The sequence below is a fragment of the Providencia sp. PROV003 genome (assembly GCF_045040775.1).
Lineage (GTDB): Bacteria > Pseudomonadota > Gammaproteobacteria > Enterobacterales > Enterobacteriaceae > Providencia > Providencia huashanensis.
The window spans coordinates 2975549-2998597 of sequence record NZ_CP096369.1 but is presented as its reverse complement, the minus strand read 5'-3'; the positions used below and the strand labels follow the sequence as shown (position 1 = coordinate 2998597).

At 38.2% G+C, this 23049-nt stretch carries 20 protein-coding genes; 10 read left to right on the top strand and 10 right to left on the bottom strand.

Annotated features, from left to right (window positions below; all coding sequences use genetic code 11):
- Nucleotide 1 precedes the first annotated feature (1 nt).
- The 5 genes from trpCF to M1F14_RS13655 all read left to right on the top strand — a co-directional run bounded on the left by trpCF (nucleotide 2) and on the right by M1F14_RS13655 (nucleotide 8348).
- The gene (gene trpCF, locus M1F14_RS13675) at nucleotides 2-1378 is read left to right on the top strand and encodes a bifunctional indole-3-glycerol-phosphate synthase TrpC/phosphoribosylanthranilate isomerase TrpF (protein WP_048607264.1); all 1377 of its coding nucleotides are present in this window, start codon (nucleotides 2-4) and stop codon (nucleotides 1376-1378) included.
- Between the two features lie 76 nt (nucleotides 1379-1454).
- Nucleotides 1455-2645 (top strand): tryptophan synthase subunit beta, encoded by a 1191-nt coding sequence (gene trpB / locus M1F14_RS13670; RefSeq protein ID WP_181468501.1) that lies wholly within the window; start codon nucleotides 1455-1457, stop codon nucleotides 2643-2645.
- Nucleotides 2645-3451, top strand: coding sequence for a tryptophan synthase subunit alpha (gene trpA / locus M1F14_RS13665; RefSeq protein ID WP_042843658.1), 807 nt, complete (start codon nucleotides 2645-2647; stop codon nucleotides 3449-3451). Before trpB ends, trpA begins: the two co-directional genes overlap by 1 nt.
- A gap of 491 nt (nucleotides 3452-3942) precedes the next feature.
- A complete protein-coding gene (locus M1F14_RS13660; RefSeq protein WP_048607268.1) occupies nucleotides 3943-6102 on the top strand; it encodes a filamentous hemagglutinin N-terminal domain-containing protein in 2160 nt (719 codons plus the stop codon).
- Nucleotides 6103-6665: 563 nt separating this feature from the next.
- Nucleotides 6666-8348, top strand: coding sequence for a ShlB/FhaC/HecB family hemolysin secretion/activation protein (locus M1F14_RS13655; protein ID WP_071548129.1), 1683 nt, complete (start codon nucleotides 6666-6668; stop codon nucleotides 8346-8348).
- Between the two features lie 356 nt (nucleotides 8349-8704).
- On the opposite strand, the gene ompW is transcribed toward M1F14_RS13655, so the two are convergent.
- Entirely contained in the window at nucleotides 8705-9355 is a 651-nt protein-coding gene (gene ompW / locus M1F14_RS13650; protein WP_042843655.1) for an outer membrane protein OmpW, read from the bottom strand.
- Between the two features lie 416 nt (nucleotides 9356-9771).
- Between ompW and M1F14_RS13645 the strand changes: the two genes are divergently transcribed.
- Nucleotides 9772-10524 (top strand): YciC family protein, encoded by a 753-nt coding sequence (locus M1F14_RS13645; RefSeq protein WP_042843654.1) that lies wholly within the window; start codon nucleotides 9772-9774, stop codon nucleotides 10522-10524.
- Nucleotides 10525-10632: 108 nt separating this feature from the next.
- Here M1F14_RS13645 and M1F14_RS13640 read toward each other — a convergent pair whose 3' ends face one another.
- On the bottom strand, nucleotides 10633-12447 hold the full coding sequence (locus M1F14_RS13640; protein WP_080750848.1) for a SulP family inorganic anion transporter: 1815 nt from the start codon (nucleotides 12445-12447) through the stop codon (nucleotides 10633-10635).
- 225 nt (nucleotides 12448-12672) lie between these two features.
- Between M1F14_RS13640 and M1F14_RS13635 the strand changes: the two genes are divergently transcribed.
- Complete coding sequence (locus M1F14_RS13635; RefSeq protein ID WP_042843653.1) at nucleotides 12673-13230, top strand: septation protein A; 558 nt, start codon at nucleotides 12673-12675, stop codon at nucleotides 13228-13230.
- A 67-nt stretch (nucleotides 13231-13297) separates the two neighbouring features.
- On the opposite strand, the gene M1F14_RS13630 is transcribed toward M1F14_RS13635, so the two are convergent.
- On the bottom strand, nucleotides 13298-13495 hold the full coding sequence (locus M1F14_RS13630; protein ID WP_042843652.1) for a YqaE/Pmp3 family membrane protein: 198 nt from the start codon (nucleotides 13493-13495) through the stop codon (nucleotides 13298-13300).
- 279 nt (nucleotides 13496-13774) lie between these two features.
- Between M1F14_RS13630 and yciA the strand changes: the two genes are divergently transcribed.
- Nucleotides 13775-14203, top strand: coding sequence for an acyl-CoA thioester hydrolase YciA (gene yciA, locus M1F14_RS13625; protein WP_042843651.1), 429 nt, complete (start codon nucleotides 13775-13777; stop codon nucleotides 14201-14203).
- 71 nt (nucleotides 14204-14274) lie between these two features.
- On the opposite strand, the gene M1F14_RS13620 is transcribed toward yciA, so the two are convergent.
- Together M1F14_RS13620 and M1F14_RS13615 are read right to left on the bottom strand one after the other, a co-directional pair.
- Nucleotides 14275-15003 (bottom strand): TonB family protein, encoded by a 729-nt coding sequence (locus tag M1F14_RS13620; protein WP_129465957.1) that lies wholly within the window; start codon nucleotides 15001-15003, stop codon nucleotides 14275-14277.
- 125 nt (nucleotides 15004-15128) lie between these two features.
- Nucleotides 15129-15302: a YciY family protein gene (locus tag M1F14_RS13615; protein WP_129465958.1), complete on the bottom strand. Its 174-nt coding sequence runs from the start codon at nucleotides 15300-15302 to the stop codon at nucleotides 15129-15131.
- A 287-nt stretch (nucleotides 15303-15589) separates the two neighbouring features.
- Here M1F14_RS13615 and cls point away from each other — a divergent pair, with 287 nt between their 5' ends.
- A complete protein-coding gene (gene cls, locus M1F14_RS13610; RefSeq protein WP_048607274.1) occupies nucleotides 15590-17050 on the top strand; it encodes a cardiolipin synthase in 1461 nt (486 codons plus the stop codon).
- A 22-nt stretch (nucleotides 17051-17072) separates the two neighbouring features.
- Nucleotides 17073-17405, top strand: coding sequence for an HI1450 family dsDNA-mimic protein (locus tag M1F14_RS13605; protein WP_129465959.1), 333 nt, complete (start codon nucleotides 17073-17075; stop codon nucleotides 17403-17405).
- Between the two features lie 77 nt (nucleotides 17406-17482).
- Here the strand turns inward: M1F14_RS13605 and oppF are convergent, their stop codons facing one another.
- The 5 genes from oppF to oppA all read right to left on the bottom strand — a co-directional run bounded on the left by oppF (nucleotide 17483) and on the right by oppA (nucleotide 23037).
- The gene (oppF, locus tag M1F14_RS13600) at nucleotides 17483-18484 is read right to left on the bottom strand and encodes a murein tripeptide/oligopeptide ABC transporter ATP binding protein OppF (RefSeq protein WP_042843647.1); all 1002 of its coding nucleotides are present in this window, start codon (nucleotides 18482-18484) and stop codon (nucleotides 17483-17485) included.
- A complete protein-coding gene (locus tag M1F14_RS13595) occupies nucleotides 18481-19470 on the bottom strand; it encodes an ABC transporter ATP-binding protein (protein ID WP_042843646.1) in 990 nt (329 codons plus the stop codon). Before M1F14_RS13595 ends, oppF begins: the two co-directional genes overlap by 4 nt.
- A 10-nt stretch (nucleotides 19471-19480) precedes the next feature.
- Nucleotides 19481-20389, bottom strand: a complete 909-nt coding sequence (oppC, locus tag M1F14_RS13590) for an oligopeptide ABC transporter permease OppC (protein WP_042843645.1) — start codon at nucleotides 20387-20389, stop codon at nucleotides 19481-19483.
- A 14-nt stretch (nucleotides 20390-20403) separates the two neighbouring features.
- Nucleotides 20404-21324 (bottom strand): oligopeptide ABC transporter permease OppB, encoded by a 921-nt coding sequence (gene oppB, locus M1F14_RS13585; protein WP_042843644.1) that lies wholly within the window; start codon nucleotides 21322-21324, stop codon nucleotides 20404-20406.
- A 72-nt stretch (nucleotides 21325-21396) separates the two neighbouring features.
- Complete coding sequence (gene oppA / locus M1F14_RS13580) at nucleotides 21397-23037, bottom strand: oligopeptide ABC transporter substrate-binding protein OppA (protein WP_042843642.1); 1641 nt, start codon at nucleotides 23035-23037, stop codon at nucleotides 21397-21399.
- Nucleotides 23038-23049 lie beyond the last annotated feature (12 nt).

Genomic DNA, 23049 nt, shown 5'->3' with positions numbered 1-23049 from the left:
CATGAAAGCAACCGTATTACAAAAAATTGTTGATGATAAAGCCAGCTACCTCATTGAACGTAAAGCGAAACAACCTTTAAGTGCCTTTATCGATGAGGTTCAGCCTAGTCAACGTAGCTTCTATAATGCGCTCAGTGCAAAACGCCCTGTTTTTATCTTGGAGTGCAAAAAAGCGTCTCCATCTAAAGGCCTAATCAGAGAAGATTTTGACCCAGAAGTGATCGCCAAAACCTATGCACCTTATGCATCTGCGATTTCCGTACTTACTGATGAAAAATATTTTCAAGGTAATATGGATTACCTGACTATTGTTAGTCAGGCAGTAAAGCAACCTGTATTATGTAAAGACTTTATCATTGATTCATATCAAATTTATCTAGCTAGATATTACCAAGCAGACGCTATCTTATTGATGTTATCAGTCCTAAGTGATGATGAATATATCGCTTTAGCTCAAGTTGCTCATCAACTCAATATGGGCGTGTTAACAGAAGTCAGTAATGAAGAAGAATTAGAAAGAGCGATTGCTTTAAAATCTAAAGTCGTGGGTATCAATAACCGTGATTTACGTGACCTTTCCATTGATTTAAACCGGACACGTGAGCTTGCCCCTCGATTAGCGCAAGGCACAATTGTTATCAGCGAATCAGGCATTCATCAACACCAACATATTCAATCGCTTAACCAATTTGCTAATGGTTTTTTAATTGGCAGTGCGTTGATGGAACAAACTGATCTTGATAAAGCGCTACAACGTTTATTAGTTGGTGAACATAAAGTTTGTGGTTTAACTCGTGAACAAGACGCAAAAGCAGTATTAGATGCGGGTGCTTGCTTTGGGGGATTAATTTTTGCTGAAGGTTCCCCACGTAAAGTGACACTGTCACAAGCACAAAACATTATTCATGCTGCCCCCTTAAAATACGTTGGGGTTTTTCGCAATCAGTCAGCTGATTTTGTTGCTCATATTGCTCAGCGCCTTGCGTTATCCGCGGTTCAATTACATGGACAAGAAAATCAAGAGTATATAGCAACGCTGAGAAACCTGCTCCCCAGTTATTGTGAAATCTGGAAAGCAGTCGATATGTCACAAGTGGATTTGTCTCACTATGACACCCAAGGTGTCGATGTTTTGTTGCTAGATAATGGCCATGGCGGTACAGGGAAAACTTTCGACTGGAGCACCATCCCGCAATCTGTTAATCAACGTTTTATGATCGCAGGTGGGCTAAATGCCCAAAATTGCCTTGAAGCATCGAAATTACTTTGTAATGGACTTGATTTTAATTCAGGGGTGGAAATTGAGCCCGGAATTAAAAGTGAACAAAAAATAAACTTAGTGCTATCAACTTTATTCGCGGAATCAACACATAGCTAACCACTAGATAACGATAGCCTTAGTAGTAATAAACAATATTTAGACCCAATTTAATTGACGAGATGGATAACAAACAATGAGCAAATTAGATCCGTATTTCGGCGAGTTTGGTGGACAATATGTCCCAGAAATTCTTATTCCCGCTTTAAACCAATTAGAAGATGCTTTTATTGAAGCGCAAAATGATGCTAGTTTTTTGCAAGAGTTTCACGACCTTCTTAAAAACTACGCAGGTCGCCCTACGGCCCTGACACTTTGTCAAAACTTAACCGCTGGTACAAAGACCAAATTATACTTAAAGCGTGAGGACTTATTACATGGTGGTGCCCACAAAACCAACCAAGTATTAGGCCAAGCTTTACTCGCCAAACGAATGGGCAAAACTGAAATTATTGCGGAAACAGGCGCAGGACAGCACGGCGTGGCAACTGCTTTAGCTTGCGCATTATTAAATATGAAATGCCGTATTTATATGGGGGCTAAAGACGTTGAACGCCAATCGCCTAACGTATTTCGTATGAAATTAATGGGAGCTGAAGTTATCCCTGTGCACAGTGGTTCCGCCACACTCAAAGATGCATGTAATGAAGCATTGAGGGACTGGTCTGGTAGCTATGATAATGCCCATTATCTATTAGGGACAGCCGCAGGGCCTCACCCTTACCCAACCATTGTACGTGAATTTCAACGCATGATAGGCGACGAAGCAAAACAACAAGTTCTTGAAAAAGAAGGTCGTTTGCCTGATGCCGTTATCGCCTGTATTGGTGGTGGCTCCAATGCGATTGGTTTATTTGCCTCATTTATACCAGAAGAAAACGTCAAATTAATTGGTGTGGAACCTGCAGGATTGGGAATCGAATCAGGCCAACACGGGGCACCATTAAAACACGGTCGTGTAGGCATATATTTTGGTATGAAGTCCCCAATGATGCAAACCAATGAAGGGCAGATTGAAGAGTCCTACTCCATTTCTGCGGGGTTAGACTTCCCTTCTGTTGGCCCTCAACACGCACACTTAAATAGTATTGGTCGAGCCGAGTATGTTTCCATTACCGATGATGAAGCACTTAATGCCTTCAAGTTATTATCTCGTAAAGAAGGTATTATTCCTGCATTAGAATCATCACATGCACTCGCTTATGCATTAAAAATGGCAGAGCAACAACCAAATAAAGAACAATTACTCATCGTAAATTTATCAGGCCGTGGAGATAAGGACATTTTTACAGTGCATGATATTCTGGCCAGCAAAGGAGAAATTTAATGGAACGTTATACCCAACTTTTTGAGCGTTTAAGCCATAACAATCAAGGTGCATTTGTTCCATTTGTTACATTAGGCGACCCTGATGCTGAGTTATCGTTAAAAATTATCGATGCATTAATTTCAGGTGGCGCAGATGCTTTAGAAATAGGTATTCCTTTTTCTGATCCTCTCGCTGATGGCCCTACGATCCAAAATGCAAATTTACGCGCATTTAAAAGCGAAATTACTCCGACTATCTGTTTTGAGTTATTGGGCCGTATAAGGGAAAAGCACCCTACTATACCAATCGGTTTATTGGTATATGCGAATTTGGTGTTTACTAATGGGATTGAAAACTTTTATATCCGTTGTGAGAAAGCAGGTGTTGATTCCGTATTAGTTGCAGATGTTCCAATGAATGAGTCAAAGGCTTTCCGTGAAGCAGCTTTAGCGCACAATATCGCCCCAATTTTTATTTGCCCGCCAAATGGTGATGATGCATTGTTACAACAAATTGGGCAATATAGCCGTGGATACACTTATTTATTATCTCGTGCAGGTGTAACAGGTACAGAGAAACGTGCGGAAATGCCGTTAACTCACTTGATTGATAAGTTAAATCAGTATCAAGCAGCGCCTGCATTACAAGGCTTCGGTATTTCAGAACCGGAACAAGTTAGAGAAGCGATTAAAAATGGTGCGGCCGGCGCTATTTCTGGCTCAGCTATAGTAAAAATCATTGAAAATAACCTAAATAAACCTGATGTTCTGCTAAAAACATTAACAGAATTTGTATTTAAAATGAAATCGGCAACACAGAAATAACTTTAACTATCTTTTAAGAGACCGTTATTAAAAATAACGGTCTCTTATTTAAAAATGAAAATTAACTATAATGATACTTATAATACATATCTACTATTTATAAATCCCCCCTACTCTAATAAAAAATATATTTCTTTAAAATTAGGAATGATTAGATTAAATATTAACCTCGTTTTAATACGCATAAATAACTTTCACCAATCAATTAGTTACGGAAATTTAAAGCTAGGTATTACCACTTTAGTATATTCACTTAATAATCTGTAGCAGAGTAAACGTTATTTGTTGTTTTTATTTGTTATTATGTTTTATTTGTTATAAAAGACTACACTTTCTTTCATTATGGCATTTAAATCTCCCACCTCCTGAACAATTAGACTTAAGTACAATTAAATTTTAATAAAAACCAATATAACGCATAATTTTCACGCTTTAATAGCAATAATTTTAGCTATTTTATTTTATCTATAGTCTATATTTAGGAATATTTTATGAAAAAACATTCTGATAAATCAATCGGACATCCGATACTAAAAATCAAACCACTCTTTTTAAGTGTATCTGTTATTTTAGGCTCTATTTCCGTTGCTCAAGCTGCTGTTGTAAATACTAATGGCGCAGGTGTATTAAACCAAGTTAACGGCCCAACAATTGTTCATATTAAAGGAGCAAGTGATAAAGGCGTTTCCCATAACATTTATAGTCAATTCGATGTTGACCAAAAAGGTGTAATTCTAAATAACAGTGCTGCCAATACAAATACCACTCTAGGTGGTCAAATCAATGGTAACCTAAACTTAAATAATGGTAATGGACCTGCTAAAGTTATCTTAAATGAAGTCAATTCAAATAAAGCCAGTGTACTTGGCGGTGTAATTGAAGTGGCTGGAACTAATAAAGCACAAGTCATCGTTGCTAATGCATCAGGTATCACATGTGATAATTGCGGCTTTATTAATACTGACCGTGTGACTTTAACAACAGGTAAGCCAATCGTTGCAGGTGGTGATCTCCTCGGTTATAACGTAGAAAAAGGCCAAATCATTATTAATAGCCGTCTACAATCTGATTCACCAACTGACATTATTGCCCGTTCAGCAGTAATCCGTGGAGATATCCACGCTGAAGAAGTTAATGTTGTTGCTGGTAATAACTTTGTAGATGCGAGTGGCAAACAAGTCACTAAAGTACAAGGTGTTGGTTACCCAACTAGCGTAGGTGTTGATATTGCCGCTATGGGTGGTATGTACGCAAATAAAATTACCTTAGTTTCAACTGAAAGTGGTACAGGTGTTTCTAATAAAGGTAGTTTAGTTGCAGGCGCTGGCGGAGTTAATATTGATTCTACTGGTTTAGTATACAACCAAAGTTCTAGAATGAATTCATCTGGTGGTATTAATATTAAAGCAAATGGTTTGTCTAACTCATCGACTATCCTTGCTAATGGGGATATTGACATTATTACTAATAATTCAGATCTGAATAATGTTAATGGTCAAATCAAATCAAATGCAGGAAACATTAAATTAACTGCTTCAAGAGTAGATAATAGAAGTGGTATTATCAACGCACGACAAGCAATGAGTATTGTAACATCAGGTAATATCAACAATAGTAATGGTTCAATTAGAACGAATAACGGCGATCTTAATATTAAGGCTTCTGGTACAATAGATAATATCTATAATCTACGCAACAACGTCATAAATGTTGATGAGCGTGGAATTAGAGCAGGTAATGATTTAACAATAAACACCTCGAAACTCTATAATAATAACTCTACTGTATCTGGTCGCGATGTCACCATTAATGCTCGCGATTCTATCTATAATTCTAGTGATAGCCAGATCATTGCTAAAAGAAAAGTTACCCTTGATGCAGCTTCGCTGCAAAATTACAATTCTCTGATCAAATCAACGAATGGTCTAACTAATATTAACCTTTCTGACACTTTGACAAATGATAGCTATGCTGCAATTTCGAGTGGTAGAGCTTTAAATATTGATGCTAATATCATTAATAACAAAGGTTCTCTATCTGCTAGTGCTGGAAAATCTAAATTTAATGCTTATACCCTAAATAACCAAAATGGATATATTAAAGGAAATAATTTAGATATTAAAACTACAAACTTATCAAATAATGAAGGATTAATTGCTGCGGACTCTAATGTTGTTATTAATACTACTAGCTTAAATAACTCTAGATCTACCGGATTTAATAGTTATGCAAGCAAGTTTGGAGTAGCAGGACACTCTGGCGGAATCTATGCTAAAGATGGCTCTGTCACTATCAAAGCTAATAGCGCAAATAACTATAGCGGTATTATCGTAGCTCACAATAAAGATGCTCTATCAAATGGTGGTGATGTTAATATTACCTTAAGAAACGATCTTGATAACCGTTATGGTACAATTCAAGGTGCAAATACTATTAAATTAGACGTGAATAAATTAGACAATTCTAATTCAGGTCTAGTTCAAGCGGGTAAAGACCTTACTATTGATGCATTTTCTCGTGTTGATAATTACTCCGGTGGTCGTTTAACTTCATTGGGTACAACGACTATCACTAGTCCAGTTATTAGTAATAGCTCTAATGGAACAATCTTAGGTTCAATGGTTGTTTTAAACACTTATAACTATTATTAATTAAATTAACAAGGGGGGCATAAGCCCCCCTAATATTAACTCCAAATTAGAGTGTGGTTTAAATTAAAAATACCTAGTTGACCATCTAGTCATTATTTCTTATACCAACACAATAATCTTAAGGCAATCTGATAATTAATATTATTCCAACTAAATACCCCCCTCTATTACATTAAGTAAAAAAACTTATTTAAGCTAATTTAGTGTAAATGCAACCGATTGATTCATTTAAAATTAATGAGTTTCACAATAGATTTATTGCATATTGAGTGAAATATCGGAACTAACTACTTTTTTATTTCCTCCGTTCTCAGTTAGTATAATTAATTATTAATTATTAAAATTTTATCGCATAATTTATAGCAAATGAAACCATACGTAAATTCGATTAATACTCAACAATAAATTTATTATAGGGATATATATATGGAAATAATATTAAAAATAAAAAAACACAAGATTACTCCGATATGAAATAATGAAATACTTTTCATACCTTTCTAATTAACAATATTTAATCATAAGAACAATTTTATTGTTTCAATTTAAAAAATGTGGTGCTCATGAATTTTCGATTTCTTTTTTTATCGGCAACCTTGTTGTCTTTTCCTTTATATGCATCAGGAAATGCCTCTCAGGTGTTAGACCAACAAATCAATAATCAAAATAGCCAAGATAGGTCTCGGCAACAACAAGTTCAACTAGAAACAAAAGACGCATTAAGCAAAACAAGAGAACGAGATAATAATATTCTAGTTTTTGACGATGAAAAAGATTGCTTTGACATGAAGCAGGTCATTTTGCTTTCTGAACCTAAACTCCCTTCCATGCGACCTTTAGAAACTTATGCTAATCAAGTGGTAGGAATTTGTCTAGGTATCAATGGCGTCGAAACCTTAGCTAAAGGCTTACAAGATAAGATTATAAGATCAGGTTATGTCACTACCCGTGTGACTATTCCTGAACAAAATATTAGTAATGGGACTTTAACCTTACAAATAATTCCGGGTAAAGTCTCAAACGTACAACTGGCGAAAGACAGTGATAGCTATATTACCTTAGGTGCGATTATGCCCGCAAAAGAAGGTGACCTTCTCAATATTCGCGATATAGAACAAGGACTAGAAAACCTTGAGCGGATCCCTGGCGCCAAAGCTAATATTGAACTAAGACCAGGCAAAGAGTTTTCCACAACGGATATTGTTATCCAACGAGAAAAATCGCCCCACATCAATGTCGGTGGTTATTATAATAACTCAGGAAGCCGCCAAACTGGTAAAGATCAGGTTGGTGTAACGGTATATGGCAATAACTTAACCAGTTTAAACGATACCCTCTATGTCAGCGCGGGTAAAAACCTAAAAAACCAAGCTCGCAATAGCACAAGTAACGCGGCTATCTATTATGCTGTCCCTTACAATTATTGGCTATACTCACTTTATGCAAGTAAAAGTGAGTATAAACAGACAATTAATGATACTATGGCTAGCTATAAATATTATGGTGATAGCAAATACTTTAATGCTACAGCAAGTAATGTATTTCTTAGGGGGCAAACTTTTAAAGATACCGCATCACTTCAGCTTATAAAGCGTAAGTCTAAATATAAATTAGAAGATGTTAGCCTACTCTCACAACAACGGGATCTAACTAGTATTAAACTCGGTGTTAACCATAGACAAAATATTGATAATGCGACTGTTGATGCTTCAATATATTATCAACGCAATGTTCCTTGGTTTGGTGCGGAAGAAAGCTGGGATATGCGTTATGGTGATGTAAGTACAATGGGACGTGTCTTATCCGCTGATATTTCAGGTATGATCCCTATTGTTTTTGATGATTTCATTATGAGCTATAACCCGCAATTATTTGTACAATATTCACCGGATCGCCTAACTATTCAAGACCAGTTTTCATTAGGTAACCGCTGGACTGTACGTGGGTTTGATGAAGAATTCTCATTAATTGGTGATAAAGGCTTCTATTTGCGTAATGAGTTTAATTTCTACGTACCTGGTTTTTCTTTCTACCCTTATTATGCGATTGATTATGGCCGTATATTGGGCGGTGTTTATCCTTTAGGCTTATACTCTGATGACCAACTATTAGGGACGGCTTTAGGGGTTAGAGGAAATATCAAGATATTCAGTTATGACCTATTTTTAGGTGTCCCACTGTATAAACCTGATGAATATGAAACCAATAGTGTCAATGCTGGTTTAAATGTTCAATGGTTCTGGTAAAATTAATTTAATATTTAAGGTTGACTGTAAATCACTACTTTCAGCCTTTTTTATTTTATGCCCTACTATTTAATTTATTCGTTTTCATCTTGTATTTTAAAAAATTCAACAGCACCAAAATAATCACATATCGAAAAAGTCCCCCTTTGCTATCACTAAAAATATTATACTGATTATAACTTAGCCTCCTTCATCTACGTGTTAATTATTTTTTATTTTTGCTTTCATGTAATTTTATTAAATATAAGACGTCATTAAAAACAAAAAATCCGAGAATATAAATATTCTCGGATTTCCTACTGCAATCTAATCCATTAGAATTCAGGTACTACCCTGCATTGCATCCTATCAAAAACTTAGAAGCGATAACCTGCTCCGAACATAAATACAAATGGGTCTAAACGAGTGTCAACTTTATACTTCTCACCACCCGCTTTAAATTTCACGTCTGATTCAATATTCATCCACCACAGTGATGCGTTTAACATCCAGTTGTCAGTCAGCATATAATCCATACCAGCTTGTGCTGCAAAGCCCCAAGAGCTTGACATGTCTAGATCAGATAAACCTGCATTTTTTCCGGTAGAATTGAATTTCTCATCAAAGAAAAAGGTATAGTTAACACCTGCACCTAAATAAGGACGTAACTTATCTTCTTTACTACCAAAATAATATTGAGCCATTAAAGTTGGTGGTAAATGTTTTACTGTTGCAATATTACCCGTTGGGCCGGTTCCTACTTTATGTTCAAATGGAGTTGCAGCTAATAATTCCACACCAATATTATCGGTGATCATATACCCAAAAGTTAAACCTAATTGAGTATTATTATTAGCACCAAATGTACCTAGGTTACCTAGACCATTAATTTTTACATCATCTCCTCCAACATTTGGTCTGACTGTTGCAGTACCAGCGCGGAAAAGAAAATCGCCAGCTTCATGTGCAATAGAAACTGCTGGAGCTAAAGTTGCAGCTGCTAATACAAGCGCAGTGAGTTTTTTCATTATCAATCCCATTCCTGTGTTTTTATTTTAGGAAAATATACCGTATTATTTAAATTGATGTTCAAATCAAGATCACATCTTTTGCTTATTTATAGGCAACCCGATAAATATGAGTTTATTATTTCATTTATATTTTTTTTAATTTTGATTTAAATCAATTTTTAGGAAATAACCAATAAAATATAAAATTGATTATAATTTATTTATATTAATCCTGCATTTTAAACATGCATTAAATATACAACATAAGTAATTATCTTTAGATTTTGCGCATTAACTTACTTATATTGCTCCAAATATCTTACTGATTAGAGTTGTTAACATTCCGAATTTTCTTATCTTTCTCTACCTCTAGCCCTGATACTCGGTTACAATTGGCTGAAACTCTTGACCCGTTTGTAGATAGGAGCAGTTAAATGTCCATTTCGGCCAACTCACTCATCAGTGATAGCGTCAATTTTTTTAAAAACCAATTGAGTGGCCTGTTTACTATTGTGTTGTCAGCAACCGTAGTAAGCCTTGCGATTTACGCAATGATGATCCCTAGCGAGCAAATGATAGGCGTGCTAGCGCAAGCACAGACTAAAATGATTGAGTCTGGTAACTCCGGCTTACAAGACTGGATACTAGGCCTTTCAGAAGAAGATAAAAGTAGTATCTTACGCGTTTCTTTTGGGTTAATTCTCTCGGTTACTCTGGGCAGTTTAGTCCTTATTTGCGGCACTCTATCTTATATTGCTGGTCTGTCTCGTGGTGAACACCTATCGGGTATTCAGGCGCTCACCGCATCTTTAAACAAAGCACCATCAATGTTTCTTCTATTAGTTGTTTGCTCTTTACTTATCCAATTAGGTATCACCATCATGGTGCTACCTGGAATTGTATTAGCTATTGGCTTCTCTTTAGCCCCTGCTATCTTAATGAGTGAGCGTACAAACCCGTTTAGTGCTATGGGTAAAAGTTGGAAAATGGCTTATGCAAACTGGCGCATTGCATTGCCAATGGTATTAATTTGGATGGCTGCACAAATGCTGGTTAGCGTTCTCTTGGGTAGCTTAAATATGAATCATATTGCTGTTAACGGGGTTTCCTTCTTACTTAATAATTTCGTTGCAGCCTTTGCTTTAATTTATTTTTATCGCCTATACATGCTAGTCGCTAAGAATTGATCTAAAGGGTAAATGGGGGATCTAATCCCCCATTTATCTTCGCGTTATTAAACACCGAATAAGGCCATCAAGTATTTTATTCCTAAAAACACCCTACCGACACATTAATCATACTTCTTTGGGCTGTTCTGGCTCTAGGTCAATTTTTGAATTCAGTGGTTCAGTTTTTTCACCATCGAATGTCTCTAACGATTTTCTGTCTGCTTCAGACTTTCTATCTTCAACTGTTTTTATTTGTACTTGCTGTTTACTCTGAATAAGTCGAATAGCAAAATAAATATCAGGCACAACCAATAAATCATCATCAGAGCGACTGATTTTATTTTGTTCCAACCACCGTTTTACCGAAGTCCTACGACCTGCAAGTACAAGAGTTACCCCTTTGGCTTTCAATGAGGTAACAATATCATTTAGCGCTGAAAATACGCTCACATCATTATGCGTGAAGCTAACTGCCGCATCCACAATTACCCAAGCAGGCCTTTTTAATTGATTATCTATATGCTTGTTTAATCGTTCTTTAAAATAATTCACGTTAAAATAAGTTAATGGTGAATTAAACCGATAAATTAAAACCCCATCAATTTGTTGAATACCATTCTCAGGCGCCATAGAATGCAGCATTCCTTGTTCATCGACACCTAATAACTGGTCTGTAGGCCTAAATATTATCCGAATAAACTGCAACAACCCCAATAATACCGCCAACCCCACACCACTAATTAACCCGACAACAAGTACAGCGCATAGCGTAAACACGCATAAGAAAAATGCCTGTCGATTGCGTTTACGCATCGAAAAAATACTACGGAAGCTCAATAAGGAAAATGTCGAAATAATCAGTACCATACCCAATGCAGGCATCGGAATATATTCTAATAAGTTTATTGAAAAAAGTAAGACAGCTAAAATAGTTAAAGCCGCGACAATAGAGACTAACTGAGTTTTCCCCCCCATCATATCATTCACTGCAGTACGGCTGCTTGCTGCGCTTACCGCAAAGCCTTGCGCCAAAGCGGATGCAATATTCGCTACGCCTAATGCCCTAAGTTCTTGGTCTGCATCAACCGTGTAGCCATTTTTACTGGCAAAACTGCGGGCAGTCATCATAAAACTCACAAAGCTAATCACCGCTAAGTTTAAAGATGGGATAACCAAATCACGAATTAGCCCCGGAGGGAAATCAGGCAGCGGAACATACGGAAGCCCATCACCTAAATCACCAACAGTACTCACGCCATATTGCTCAAGATTAAATGCAACACTAGCCGCGGTGGCTAAAATCATTGCAATGAGTAAAGAAGGCCATTTACTGCGAACACGCTTAATCGCAAGCGTAATCGCTAACGTCGTCACCGCAACTAATAATGTCGGAATATGTGTCTCTTTTAATGCTAAAGGTAAAGCGACTAAACGTTCAATAAAACCGGCTGGTAATGTACTGATACCAAAAACCTTACTAATTTGACTAACGATAATAGTTAATGCAACCCCATTTAATAACCCTTGCAATATGGGGCGAGACAAAAAGTCAGCGAATGTTCCCAAGCGAAATTTAGCTGCAATCAAACACCAAATCCCTGTCATGAAGCTCATTACCATGACCAATTGCCAACGGACATCATCATCCCCCATCGCAAGCGGTGCAACTGCTGCTGCAATCACCGCACAGGTTGCTGCATCGGGGCCGATAATCAATTGTTTGGATGTCCCAAATAATGCATAAAAAAACATGGGTAAAATACAGGAGTAAAGCCCAACGATTGCATTCATCCCCATTAATTCGGCATAAGCAATTGCGACAGGCAAAGCAACAGCAGCAACAGACAAGCCTGCTTTTACATCAGGGCCAAGATCTGAAAGTTGGTAATTAAACAGCGTTTCTAACCCTGGCATCCAAGCAAACAGCTTCGCCTTTATCATTGATGAAAAATACCTATAAATTAGTAAGTTAAATTAGCTTTAACACTATATATAGCTGAACTAATAAAGTTTATCTAGAAGTAAGTCAAATAATAGTAAAATAGTGCAAATATCTTTGGTAACAAAGCGTATTTATTGGTAAAAAGGTGCAAACTTTTAACAATTATGGTCAAAATCAGTTAAACTACTCCATTATCTTTACGTTGAGGCGCTTTATTCACTGTTATGAAACAACTTATTGATTTTATCCCTTTAATCATATTTTTCATCGTCTATAAAAGATATGACATTTTCTACGCAAGTGGCGCACTAATGGTAGCAACACCTCTTGCTTTGTTAGCGACATACCTTATTTATAAAAAAGTTGAAAAGGTGGCGAAAATCACCTGTGCAATCGTAATGGGGTTTGCAGCTTTAACCCTTATATTTCATAGTGATGCCTTTATTAAGTGGAAAGTCACCATCATTTATGCAGCCTTTGCAGGGGCATTATTGTTTAGCCAATGGTTTACTGAAAAACCATTAATTCAAAGAATGTTAGGTAGTAATCAAGAAATTAAACTTGCTGACAGCTATTGGACTAAACTAAATAGCGCTTGGGCTATTTTCTTTATTTTCTGTGCTCTTCTCAATATCTATGTTGCATTTTGGATGGCACAAGATATTTGGGTAAACTTTAAAGTGTTTGGTCTTACTGCTGGTACGTTGATATTTACTGTACTGAGCGTTGTCTATATTTTTAAAAATATGACTAAAGAGCCGATAGAAAAACACGAAGAGTAATACTGGTGATAAAACACAAAAAAAACCTGCAAATATTATTTCGCAGGTTTTTTTTACTCGTTAAATATTAATATCGCTTCTCACCAAATGCTTTTTCAATTTTTTTATCTGTATTGTATTGCGATAACGCATATACTGACCAAATTGCAGCCGGTAGCCAGCCAATAAGTGTTATTTGAAGAACCAAGCAAATAATGCCAGCAAAAGGACGGCCTATCGTGAAAAACTGTAACCAAGGTAATAATATTGCTAATAACAGTCTCATGTTATCTCCCACAGTGAGTTACCAATATTAATTTATTATAGTATAAACAATCTAATCAGTTGACTAAACGTAAAACACACTTCTTGTTTATTCTTTGCATAACTATATCTTTTTGGTGAATTTAGAAGCAACATGGCGGGTTTCCCCTCTTATTTTTACATTAAATCAATTATAGGTGCGTAAACAATGGATAACTTAATGGTTATTGTTTACGACTACATATGTAATTTGCTATAAATGCCAAATCAATATGTTTATCCTTTTTAATAAGAGTCAAATATGCAATTACCAAACGGTGAATTGGTTTTACGAACGTTAGCCATGCCCGCAGACACTAACGCAAATGGTGATATTTTTGGTGGCTGGTTAATGTCGCAAATGGATATTGGTGGTGCTATTTTAGCTAAAGAAATTGCACTTGGCCGTGTGGTCACCGTCGCTGTAAATGGTATTAAATTCCAAAAGCCTGTTGCGGTAGGGGATGTCGTTTGCTGTTACGCCCGTTGCTTAAAAACAGGCAAAAGCTCAATCACTATTAATATCGAAGTGTGGGTAAAAAAAGTGGCTACAGCACCTGTTGGTCAACGATATCAAGCCACTGATGCGGTATTCACCTATGTTGCTGTCAATGACGACAATACAACTAGGGCACTCCCCATAGAAAAACAACATTTTCAGTTAGCAAGTTCAGAACAACAGTTTGATTAATTGATATTATTTATAAAAAAGCACCTTGCGCAGTAATGGCATAAGGTGCTTTTTTTATGAAAAACGAGTGCCTAAACTTGGCTCACAGTTCCATCCAATTTGAAGTAAATCTCCGTTACATACCCTTTAGCAGGTTGTTTTTCATAAGCCCAGCGGTTCATGGCACGTTTAACTTCGCGTTCAAATAAACCTTTCGGTGAAACTTCAACAAACTCAATATTGGTAACCCGGCCTGAGTCGTCGATATCATAACGTACTTTAACATACCCTTCTTTACCTAAACGACGGGCGCGGTCCGGATACATTGGTGGCTGTTTATGTAATGCTTTTGGCCCACTTTTATTCGAGGTTTTGCTGCTTGTTCCTGCATTTTTTGCTGTAGTAACCGCATTATTATTAGTTTTAGGCGCATCTGCATCGGACTTTAAGTTGCTCATCGCCAGTTGTTTTTCTACTGGCTTGACCTCTTCTTTAATTTTTTTCTTTTCTTCCTGTTTAGGTTTAGGTTTCTTTTTCACCTCAGGTTTTTTCTTTGGTAATGCAATGACTGGCTCAACAACAGGCTCCGGTTCGGGCTCAACAACAGGTTCTGGTTCAACAACCGGCTCTGGCTCTACTGGCGTCTCAACAGGTTGAGCAGGCTCAGATGCAGGTTCAGGGGCAGCAAAACTAATCATTGCTATCGTCATTGGTTCAGGATCTCTGGCCAAATTAGGTTGATTAAAAATCCATGCCATCGCAAGGCCTGCATGAATAGATAATGAAATGACGATAATTAAAGTCCAACGGATCCAACGCATATGCAATTTCTACCTACACCAGTCTAACTATAATAATATGCCCAATAGTTTAAATGCAAATAGCAATCATATTCAATAAGCTTTGTCATACAAAGTGAAAAATGTGAATGTGCGCTTTAATAACCTTATTCAATCCATTGAGTAAAAAGTAGCGAATGGCGACGACGGTACACATCGATTTTGCGCATTGTATAAATGTGCATATTCCGCCTAGAATGCCCTTCCAGCCAGCGTCTACGGCGACGAAGGGTCTGCCTTAACATCCGCCAGCGCCCCACTTCATGCCTACTACGTCTCATTTTATTTTGTCCTTTTATCATCAAAAAATAACGTCAAAAAAATATTATATTCTTTTGTAAAAAAGAACCAAGGGGAACTTTTTGAGACAGTTTCTCTTACAATTTAATATCTCATTGATATTATCAATATATGCAATCATTATTTCCTAATGATTTTGCCTATTTCACAAAGCTTTTACTGCAAAATTTTGCTAAATTCTATTAAGTTGATATTTTACTAACGGTTTTTTTAACTAGGTCGTCTTTCTTTAACCCGATTCCCTTATCAGTGAGGCATGTGATCCACTATGGCAACCGTCTATACACTTATGAGTTGGCTTTTATTTTTCCTTTATTGGCTAATCATTGCAGCAGTCACTGTCCGCATTTTAGTCAAAAGAAGGCCTGTCACCTCTGCCATGACATGGCTTCTGATTATCTATATTCTCCCTTTAGTCGGTATCATTGCTTATGTGGCTTTTGGTGAACTCCACCTCGGAAAACGCCGTGTTGATAAAGCGCATCATATGTGGCCTTCTGTTGCTACATGGCTGGAAAATTTACGCAGTTCAAAACACATCTTTGCAACCGAAAATAGCCGTGTCGCTGAGCCACTTTTTCAATTAGTGGAAAAACGTCAAGGAGTTGCTGGTGTTAAAGGCAACCGAATCCAGTTATTAACTACATGCGAAGATTCACTGAAAGCGATTGTCAATGATATCAACAACGCCCAGCACTCTATCGAAATGGTGTTTTATATTTGGCAGCCGGGTGGCTTAGTCGATGGTGTTACCGAAGCTTTATTGAATGCGGCAAAGCGTGGCGTTAAATGCCGTATTATGGTCGACTCAGCAGGAAGTTGGCATTTTTTCCGGAGCGACTACCCAGCAAAAATGCGAGCTGCTGGCATTGAGTTTGTTGAATCTCTTAAAGTCAATTTAATGCGTTTTTTCTTACGCCGCATGGACTTACGTCAGCATCGTAAAATAATCGTTATTGATAACTATATTTCATATACTGGAAGTATGAATATGGTTGATCCTCGTTATTTTAAACAAGATTCGGGCGTCGGTGAGTGGGTTGATATTCTCGTTCGCATGGAAGGTCCTGTCAGTACAACCCTCGGCATTGTCTATGCCTTTGACTGGGAAATGGAAACAGGCCAACGTGTTCTCCCACCGCCACCAGACAGCAATATAATGCCATTTGAGCAAGCAAACGGTCATACTACCCAAATTATCGCATCAGGCCCTGGTTTCCCCGATGAACTGATCCAACAGTCCTTAATGACAGCAATGTTTTCCGCTCGGAAACAACTGATCATGACGACCCCTTATTTTGTGCCAAGTGATGATTTACTCCACGCGATTTGCACTGCAGCAATGCGCGGTGTAGATGTTAGTATCATTATGCCGCGTCAAAATGATTCTTTTCTTGTACGCTGGGCAAGCCGTTCATTTTATAGTGAATTATTAGAAGCAGGTGTTAAAATTTACCAGTTTGAAGATGGTTTGCTGCACACTAAAAGCGTCCTTGTGGATGGGGAGCTCAGTCTAGTTGGTTCGGTTAACTTAGATATGCGTAGTTTATGGTTAAACTTCGAAATTACCGTGGTCATTGATGATAAAAGTTTTGGTAGCGATCTGACACTAGTACAGTATGATTACATCGCTCGTTCAACACGGTTAGAAATTGAAGAATGGGAACAGCGCCCTTTCTGGAATCGTGTCGTTGAACGTATTTGTTACTTCTTTAGTCCATTGTTATAAATTGAATTAATTAGGAAAGGTCATGACAGAAAAACAATTTACCCAGTTAATCGATGAGGATGACATCATTGAAATTGCTTATGACCTGTTTCTTGAAGGTGCAATGACCCATTTAGAACCCGCAGATCAACTCATTTTTGCGTTACAGTTTGAAGAATTAGGGGCGGCAGAAATAGCCCCTTTGAGTGATAATTGGCAAAATATCATCACGGAACAAGTTGATTTAAATGCATTAAGTGAAGTGGTTATTGGGCTGGCTGAAACCCCTGATGCAGAACTGAATGATATTTTTGCCCGTATTTTAATTAGCCGTCACCCTTCTAAACCATTTCATCACATTTTATGGAAAAAATAGCGCAATAACCGCTATGGCTAACAAATAAAACAGAGCAAAACGCTCTGTTTTATTTACAACAAAATTAATGTTATCCCTTAAAGCGGGTCAATTTTCAAACAAGATACCGCATGTTTAAAGCTCCCTTCTAGCAAGGGTCGTGTTTTTGCGCACTCTTCATCTGCTAATGGGCAACGGGTTCTAAACACACACCCGGAAGGTGGGTTTATGGGGGATGGCAACTCCCCTTCAAGTAGCTCAATTTCTTTGTTTTTTTCTTTATCGGGGTCAGGAACTGGCACCGCAGACATGAGAGCCCGAGTATAAGGATGCAAGGGGTTATTATACACCTCATCATATGTACCAAGCTCTACCGCGTGCCCCAGATACATAACCAATACACGGTCAGAAATATGCTTAACGACAGCTAAATCGTGAGCAATGAATATTAATGATAACTTCATTTCCCGTTGTAATTCTTGCAACAAATTAACCACTTGTGCTTGAATGGAAACATCCAATGCAGATACGGGTTCATCACAAATCACTAATTTAGGCTCTAAGATCAGTGCCCTAGCAATACCTATTCGTTGACATTGCCCACCTGAAAATTCATGAGGATAGCGGTTAATCAAATTTGGCAACAGCCCTACACGCATCATCATTTTTTTCACTTTTTCGGTGACTTCAAGCTGTGACATTTTAGGATGATACGTTTTCAACGGCTCAGCAATAATATCCCCAATCGTCATACGCGGGTTTAACGACGCTAATGGATCTTGAAAAATCATTTGGATATCACTGCGTACACGCCGCCATTCTTTATCGCTTTTACCTAATAAATTTTGCCCTAGCCAACTCACCGTGCCATCTGTGGCTTTGACTAAGCCAATCAATGCCCGAGCAAATGTCGATTTACCACATCCCGACTCACCCACAACACCTAAGGTTTCGCCTTCATACAGCCGCAATGTTACCCCATCAACGGCCTTTAAACTTTTATTAGGTTGCCAAAACCATTGTTTTTTATCCCTAATCTCAAAATGGACTTTTAAGTCGTTCACCTCTAATAAGACCGGCCTATTCTCATGAGTGCTCATACAAGTTCCTCCATAGGCTTAAAGCAGGCGCGTAAACGTGTTTGTTCAAAGGTTGTTAATACGGGTTCATTATCCACACACTGCTGTGTGGCATATTGGCAACGCGGTGAAAATGGGCAACCCTTGGGTAACCTTAATAAGTTTGGTGGATTACCCGGTATTGTTGCTAGGCTCTCATCATCACCGTCAAGACGGGGAACCGCAGCTAATAAACCAAGAGAATACGGATGAGAAGGATGATAAAATATATCTCGAGCGGTACCATATTCCATCGTTCGCCCAGCATACATCACAAGAACTTTATCGCAAACGCCAGCTACTACCCCAAGGTCATGCGTGATCAGAATAATCGCAGTATCAAATTCTTGTTTTAATTCATTAAGCAACGTCATGATTTGTGCTTGCACAGTAACATCAAGCGCCGTTGTAGGCTCATCTGCTATTAACAACTTAGGCTGACATAATAATGCCATAGCAATCATCACTCGCTGGCGCATTCCCCCTGAAAATTCATGAGGATACATATTCATCCGTTTACGCGCTTCAGGCATTTTAACTGCATCAAGCATCCTAACAGACTCTTCAAAAGCCTCATTTTTACTCATACCCTTGTGAAGCATTAAAACTTCAGATAATTGAGTGCCAATTTTTAAATAAGGATTGAGCGATGTCATTGGGTCTTGAAATATCATTGAAATTTCTTCGGCCCGCATCCGGTTTAATTCTTTCTCCCTTAAATTCAGTATTTCACGTCCATTAAATACCGCTGACCCATTGATCCGGCCATTTTTAGCTAATAGACCCATTAATGCAAAAGCAGTTTGTGATTTACCAGAACCCGATTCACCGACAATGCCGAGTGTTTCCCCTGCACTTAACTCAAAATTTAATTTATTAACCGCCGTTACACTGCCATCTTGAGTGGCAAAATTAACGCTGAGATCTTTTACTGATAACAGAGGGGTTTTTATTGCATTATTTGACATGTGTTTCCCTCTAGCGATCTTTCGGGTCAAGAGCATCGCGCAGCCCATCCCCGATAAAGTTAAAACAAAATAGTGTAATGACCAAGAAACCCGCTGGGATCAGCAATAACCATGGAGTAACCTCCATTGAATTAGCCCCATCACTGAGCAAAGCCCCCCAACTACTTAGTGGTTCTTGCGTTCCTAACCCCAAAAAGCTTAAGAAAGATTCAAATAAAATCATACTTGGTACTAATAATGAGGCATATACCACAACAACCCCCAAAACATTAGGGACAATATGGCGTAAAATAATCTGCCGCGTACTGACACCACAAACAAGGGCTGCCTCGATAAACTCTTTACGTTTTAATCCCAGTGTTTGCCCACGCACAATACGTGCCATATCGAGCCATGAGACCATACCAATCGCCACAAATATCAATAAAATATTTGCACCAAATAAGGTCACTAATAAAATGACGAAAAACATAAACGGAAATGAGTTTAAAATTTCTAGCAAGCGCATCATCAGGGAATCAACCTTCCCGCCAATATAACCTGCCAATGAACCATACAAAGTACCAACAATAACTGCAACTAACGCAGCTGCAACCCCAACCATTAAGGAAATTCGCCCACCAATCGCAACTCTGACGAGTAAATCTCGACCTGATGCATCAGTGCCAAAATAGTGCCCCGTCGCCATATCTGGTGGCATAGACATCATTTCCCAATCGGTATCATCATATAAAAATGGGGATAGCATAGGGGCAAAAATCACAAACATTGTGATTAAAAATAACACAAACAAACTGACGATTGCGGCTCGATTATGGATAAAGCGACGCCTTGCATCCTGCCATAAACTGCGCCCTTCAATATCTAACTGCTCCGAAAAATGCTCCAGAGCTTCACTATTTTGCTGATTCGATATCATAGCGTTTCTCCGGCTTAGTAACGAATTTTAGGGTCAATAACGGCATACAACACATCAACAATTGCATTAAATGCAATGGTTAATACACCCACTAAAATTGTTAAACTTAGTACTAATGAATAGTCACGGTTAAGTGCTCCATTAACAAAAAGCTGGCCAATGCCCGGTAAGCCAAAAATTGTCTCAATGACCATTGACCCCGTAATGATCCCAACGAATGCTGGCCCCATATAAGAAAGCACAGGAAGCAAAGCCGGTTTCAATGCGTGACGTAGAATAATAGTTCTTAGGGGTAACCCTTTCGCGCGTGCAGTACGAATAAAATTTGAGTGCATAATCTCGATCATCGACCCGCGAGTTATACGGGAAATACTAGCAATATAAGCTAATGACAATGCAACCATGGGTAAAACCATGTGTTTAAGGTTACCGCCATCCCAGCCACCACCAGGGAGCCATTTCAAATGAATGGCAAAAATCAGCACCAATAGTGGTGCTACAACAAAGCTGGGGATGACAACCCCCGTCATGGCAAACCCCATGACTGTAAAATCCCATTTAGTATTTTGGTTTAGCGCCGCAATAACCCCGGCTGAAACACCAAAAAGAACCGCAATAATAAATGCCGTTGCACCTAACTTTGCTGACACTGGGAAAGCCTTAGCGACGAGGTCATTAACACTATAATCTTTGTATTTAAATGATGGGCCAAAATCCCCTTTGGATAACTGAATCAAATAATTGAAATACTGTTTATACATTGGGTCATTGAGATGATATTTCGCTTCAATGTTGGCCATAACTTCAGGCGGGAGTTTACGTTCCCCTGTAAAAGGGCTTCCTGGCGCCAAGCGCATCATAAAAAATGAGATTGTAATAAGGATCAGTAACGTCGGGATCGCTTCTAGCAACCGACGCAAAATGAATTTAAACATTGCTCTTTCCTACATCTATTGCCTATTAGGCTAATATCTGGCTCCACACTAAATGGAGCCAGAACAAGTTTATTAGTGTTTGATAATATATAAGTCTTTAGTATGCAGGTTATCTAACGGGTCTTTGCCACTGTAACCACCAACATAAGGTTTTACCAAACGCGTATTAACGTAGTAGTAAAGAGGAACAACACCTGAGTCTTTATCGAGTAATTCTTCAGCCTGCTGATAGAGCGCCGCCCGCTCTTCATCTGTTTTGACTTGCAATGTTTTTTTCATTACGGCATCAAAATCTGTATTTTTATAGTGAACGGTATTATTACTGCTGTAGGAAAGTAACATATTGAGGAAAGATGACGGTTCATTATAATCAGCACACCAACCAGCACGAGCAACATCATAATTACCTTGATGTCGGCTATCTAAAAAAGTTTTCCATTCTTGGTTTTCTAATTTAACTTCCGCGCCTATATTCTTTTTCCACATAGAAGAAGCGGCTATTGCGATACGTTTATGTAAATCTGAAGTGTTGTACAGTAAATTGAATTTTAATGGGTTCCCTTTATTGTAGCCGGCCTCTTCAAGTAACTGTTTGGCTTTTTCATTGCGTTGCTCTTGGGTCATATTCGCATACCAGTCAGGCTTTTCAGCTTTCATTCCGCTGGTAAATGGAGGAGTAAAGCCATACGCTGGGATATCTCCTTGCGCCTTCACTTTATAAGTAATGATATCTCTATCCATGGATAATTTTAGAGCTTCACGGACTTTCGGATCATTAAACGGTGGTTTCTCATTATTGATTTCATAATAGTAAGTACACAGATATGGGCTCACTTTTAACTCATTTGGCATATTTTGTTGTAAGCTTTTAAACTGCTCAATCGGTAAATTACTATAAGTCATATCGATTTCACCACTACGATAGCGGTTAACATCAGTCACTTCGGAAGAAATCGGTAAGAAAGTCACTTGGTCAATCACAGTATTCGCATTATCCCAATAACTAGGGCTACGCTCTAATACAATACGTTCATTCACCGTCCAACCTTTTAATTTATACGCGCCATTACCCACGAAATTTTGTGGCTGAGTCCATTTTGCGCCATGCTGTTCGATGGTTTTTTTATTCACTGGCGACATAGATGAGTGAGCTAATAACTTAGGAATATAAGGTACGGCTTCGCTAAGTGAAATAACTAATGTCTTATCATCAAGAGCCTTAACACCAAGCTCTTGAGGCTTTTTCTTACCTGCAATAATATCGTCAACATTTTGAATATGTGCATACTGTAAGTAACTTGCGTAAGGTGATGCCGTATCAGGGTCTGCTAAACGTTGCCAACTATAGACAAAATCCTCTGCTGTGACAGGGTCACCATTGGACCATTTTGCATCATCACGTATTTTAAACGTCCACTCTTTAAAATCTTTATTTTCCCAGCTAACTGCTGAGCCAGGTAAAATCTCACCGTCAGGGCCGACAATTGTGATCCCCTCAAAAAGGTCCCGCGCTAATGCTGACTCAGGTACCCCTTCAATTTTATGCGGGTCTAACGATTGAGGTTCCGACCCATTATTACGTACCATCACCTGCTTCTCTGCAAGTTCCACACCCGCAGGAACAACTGCCGCAAAACTCGTCGCTATTGACCCCACAGCCAGCCCTGCGGTCACGCTAAGTGCAATAATCGATTTATTGATTAATTTACTCATCTTATCGGTTAC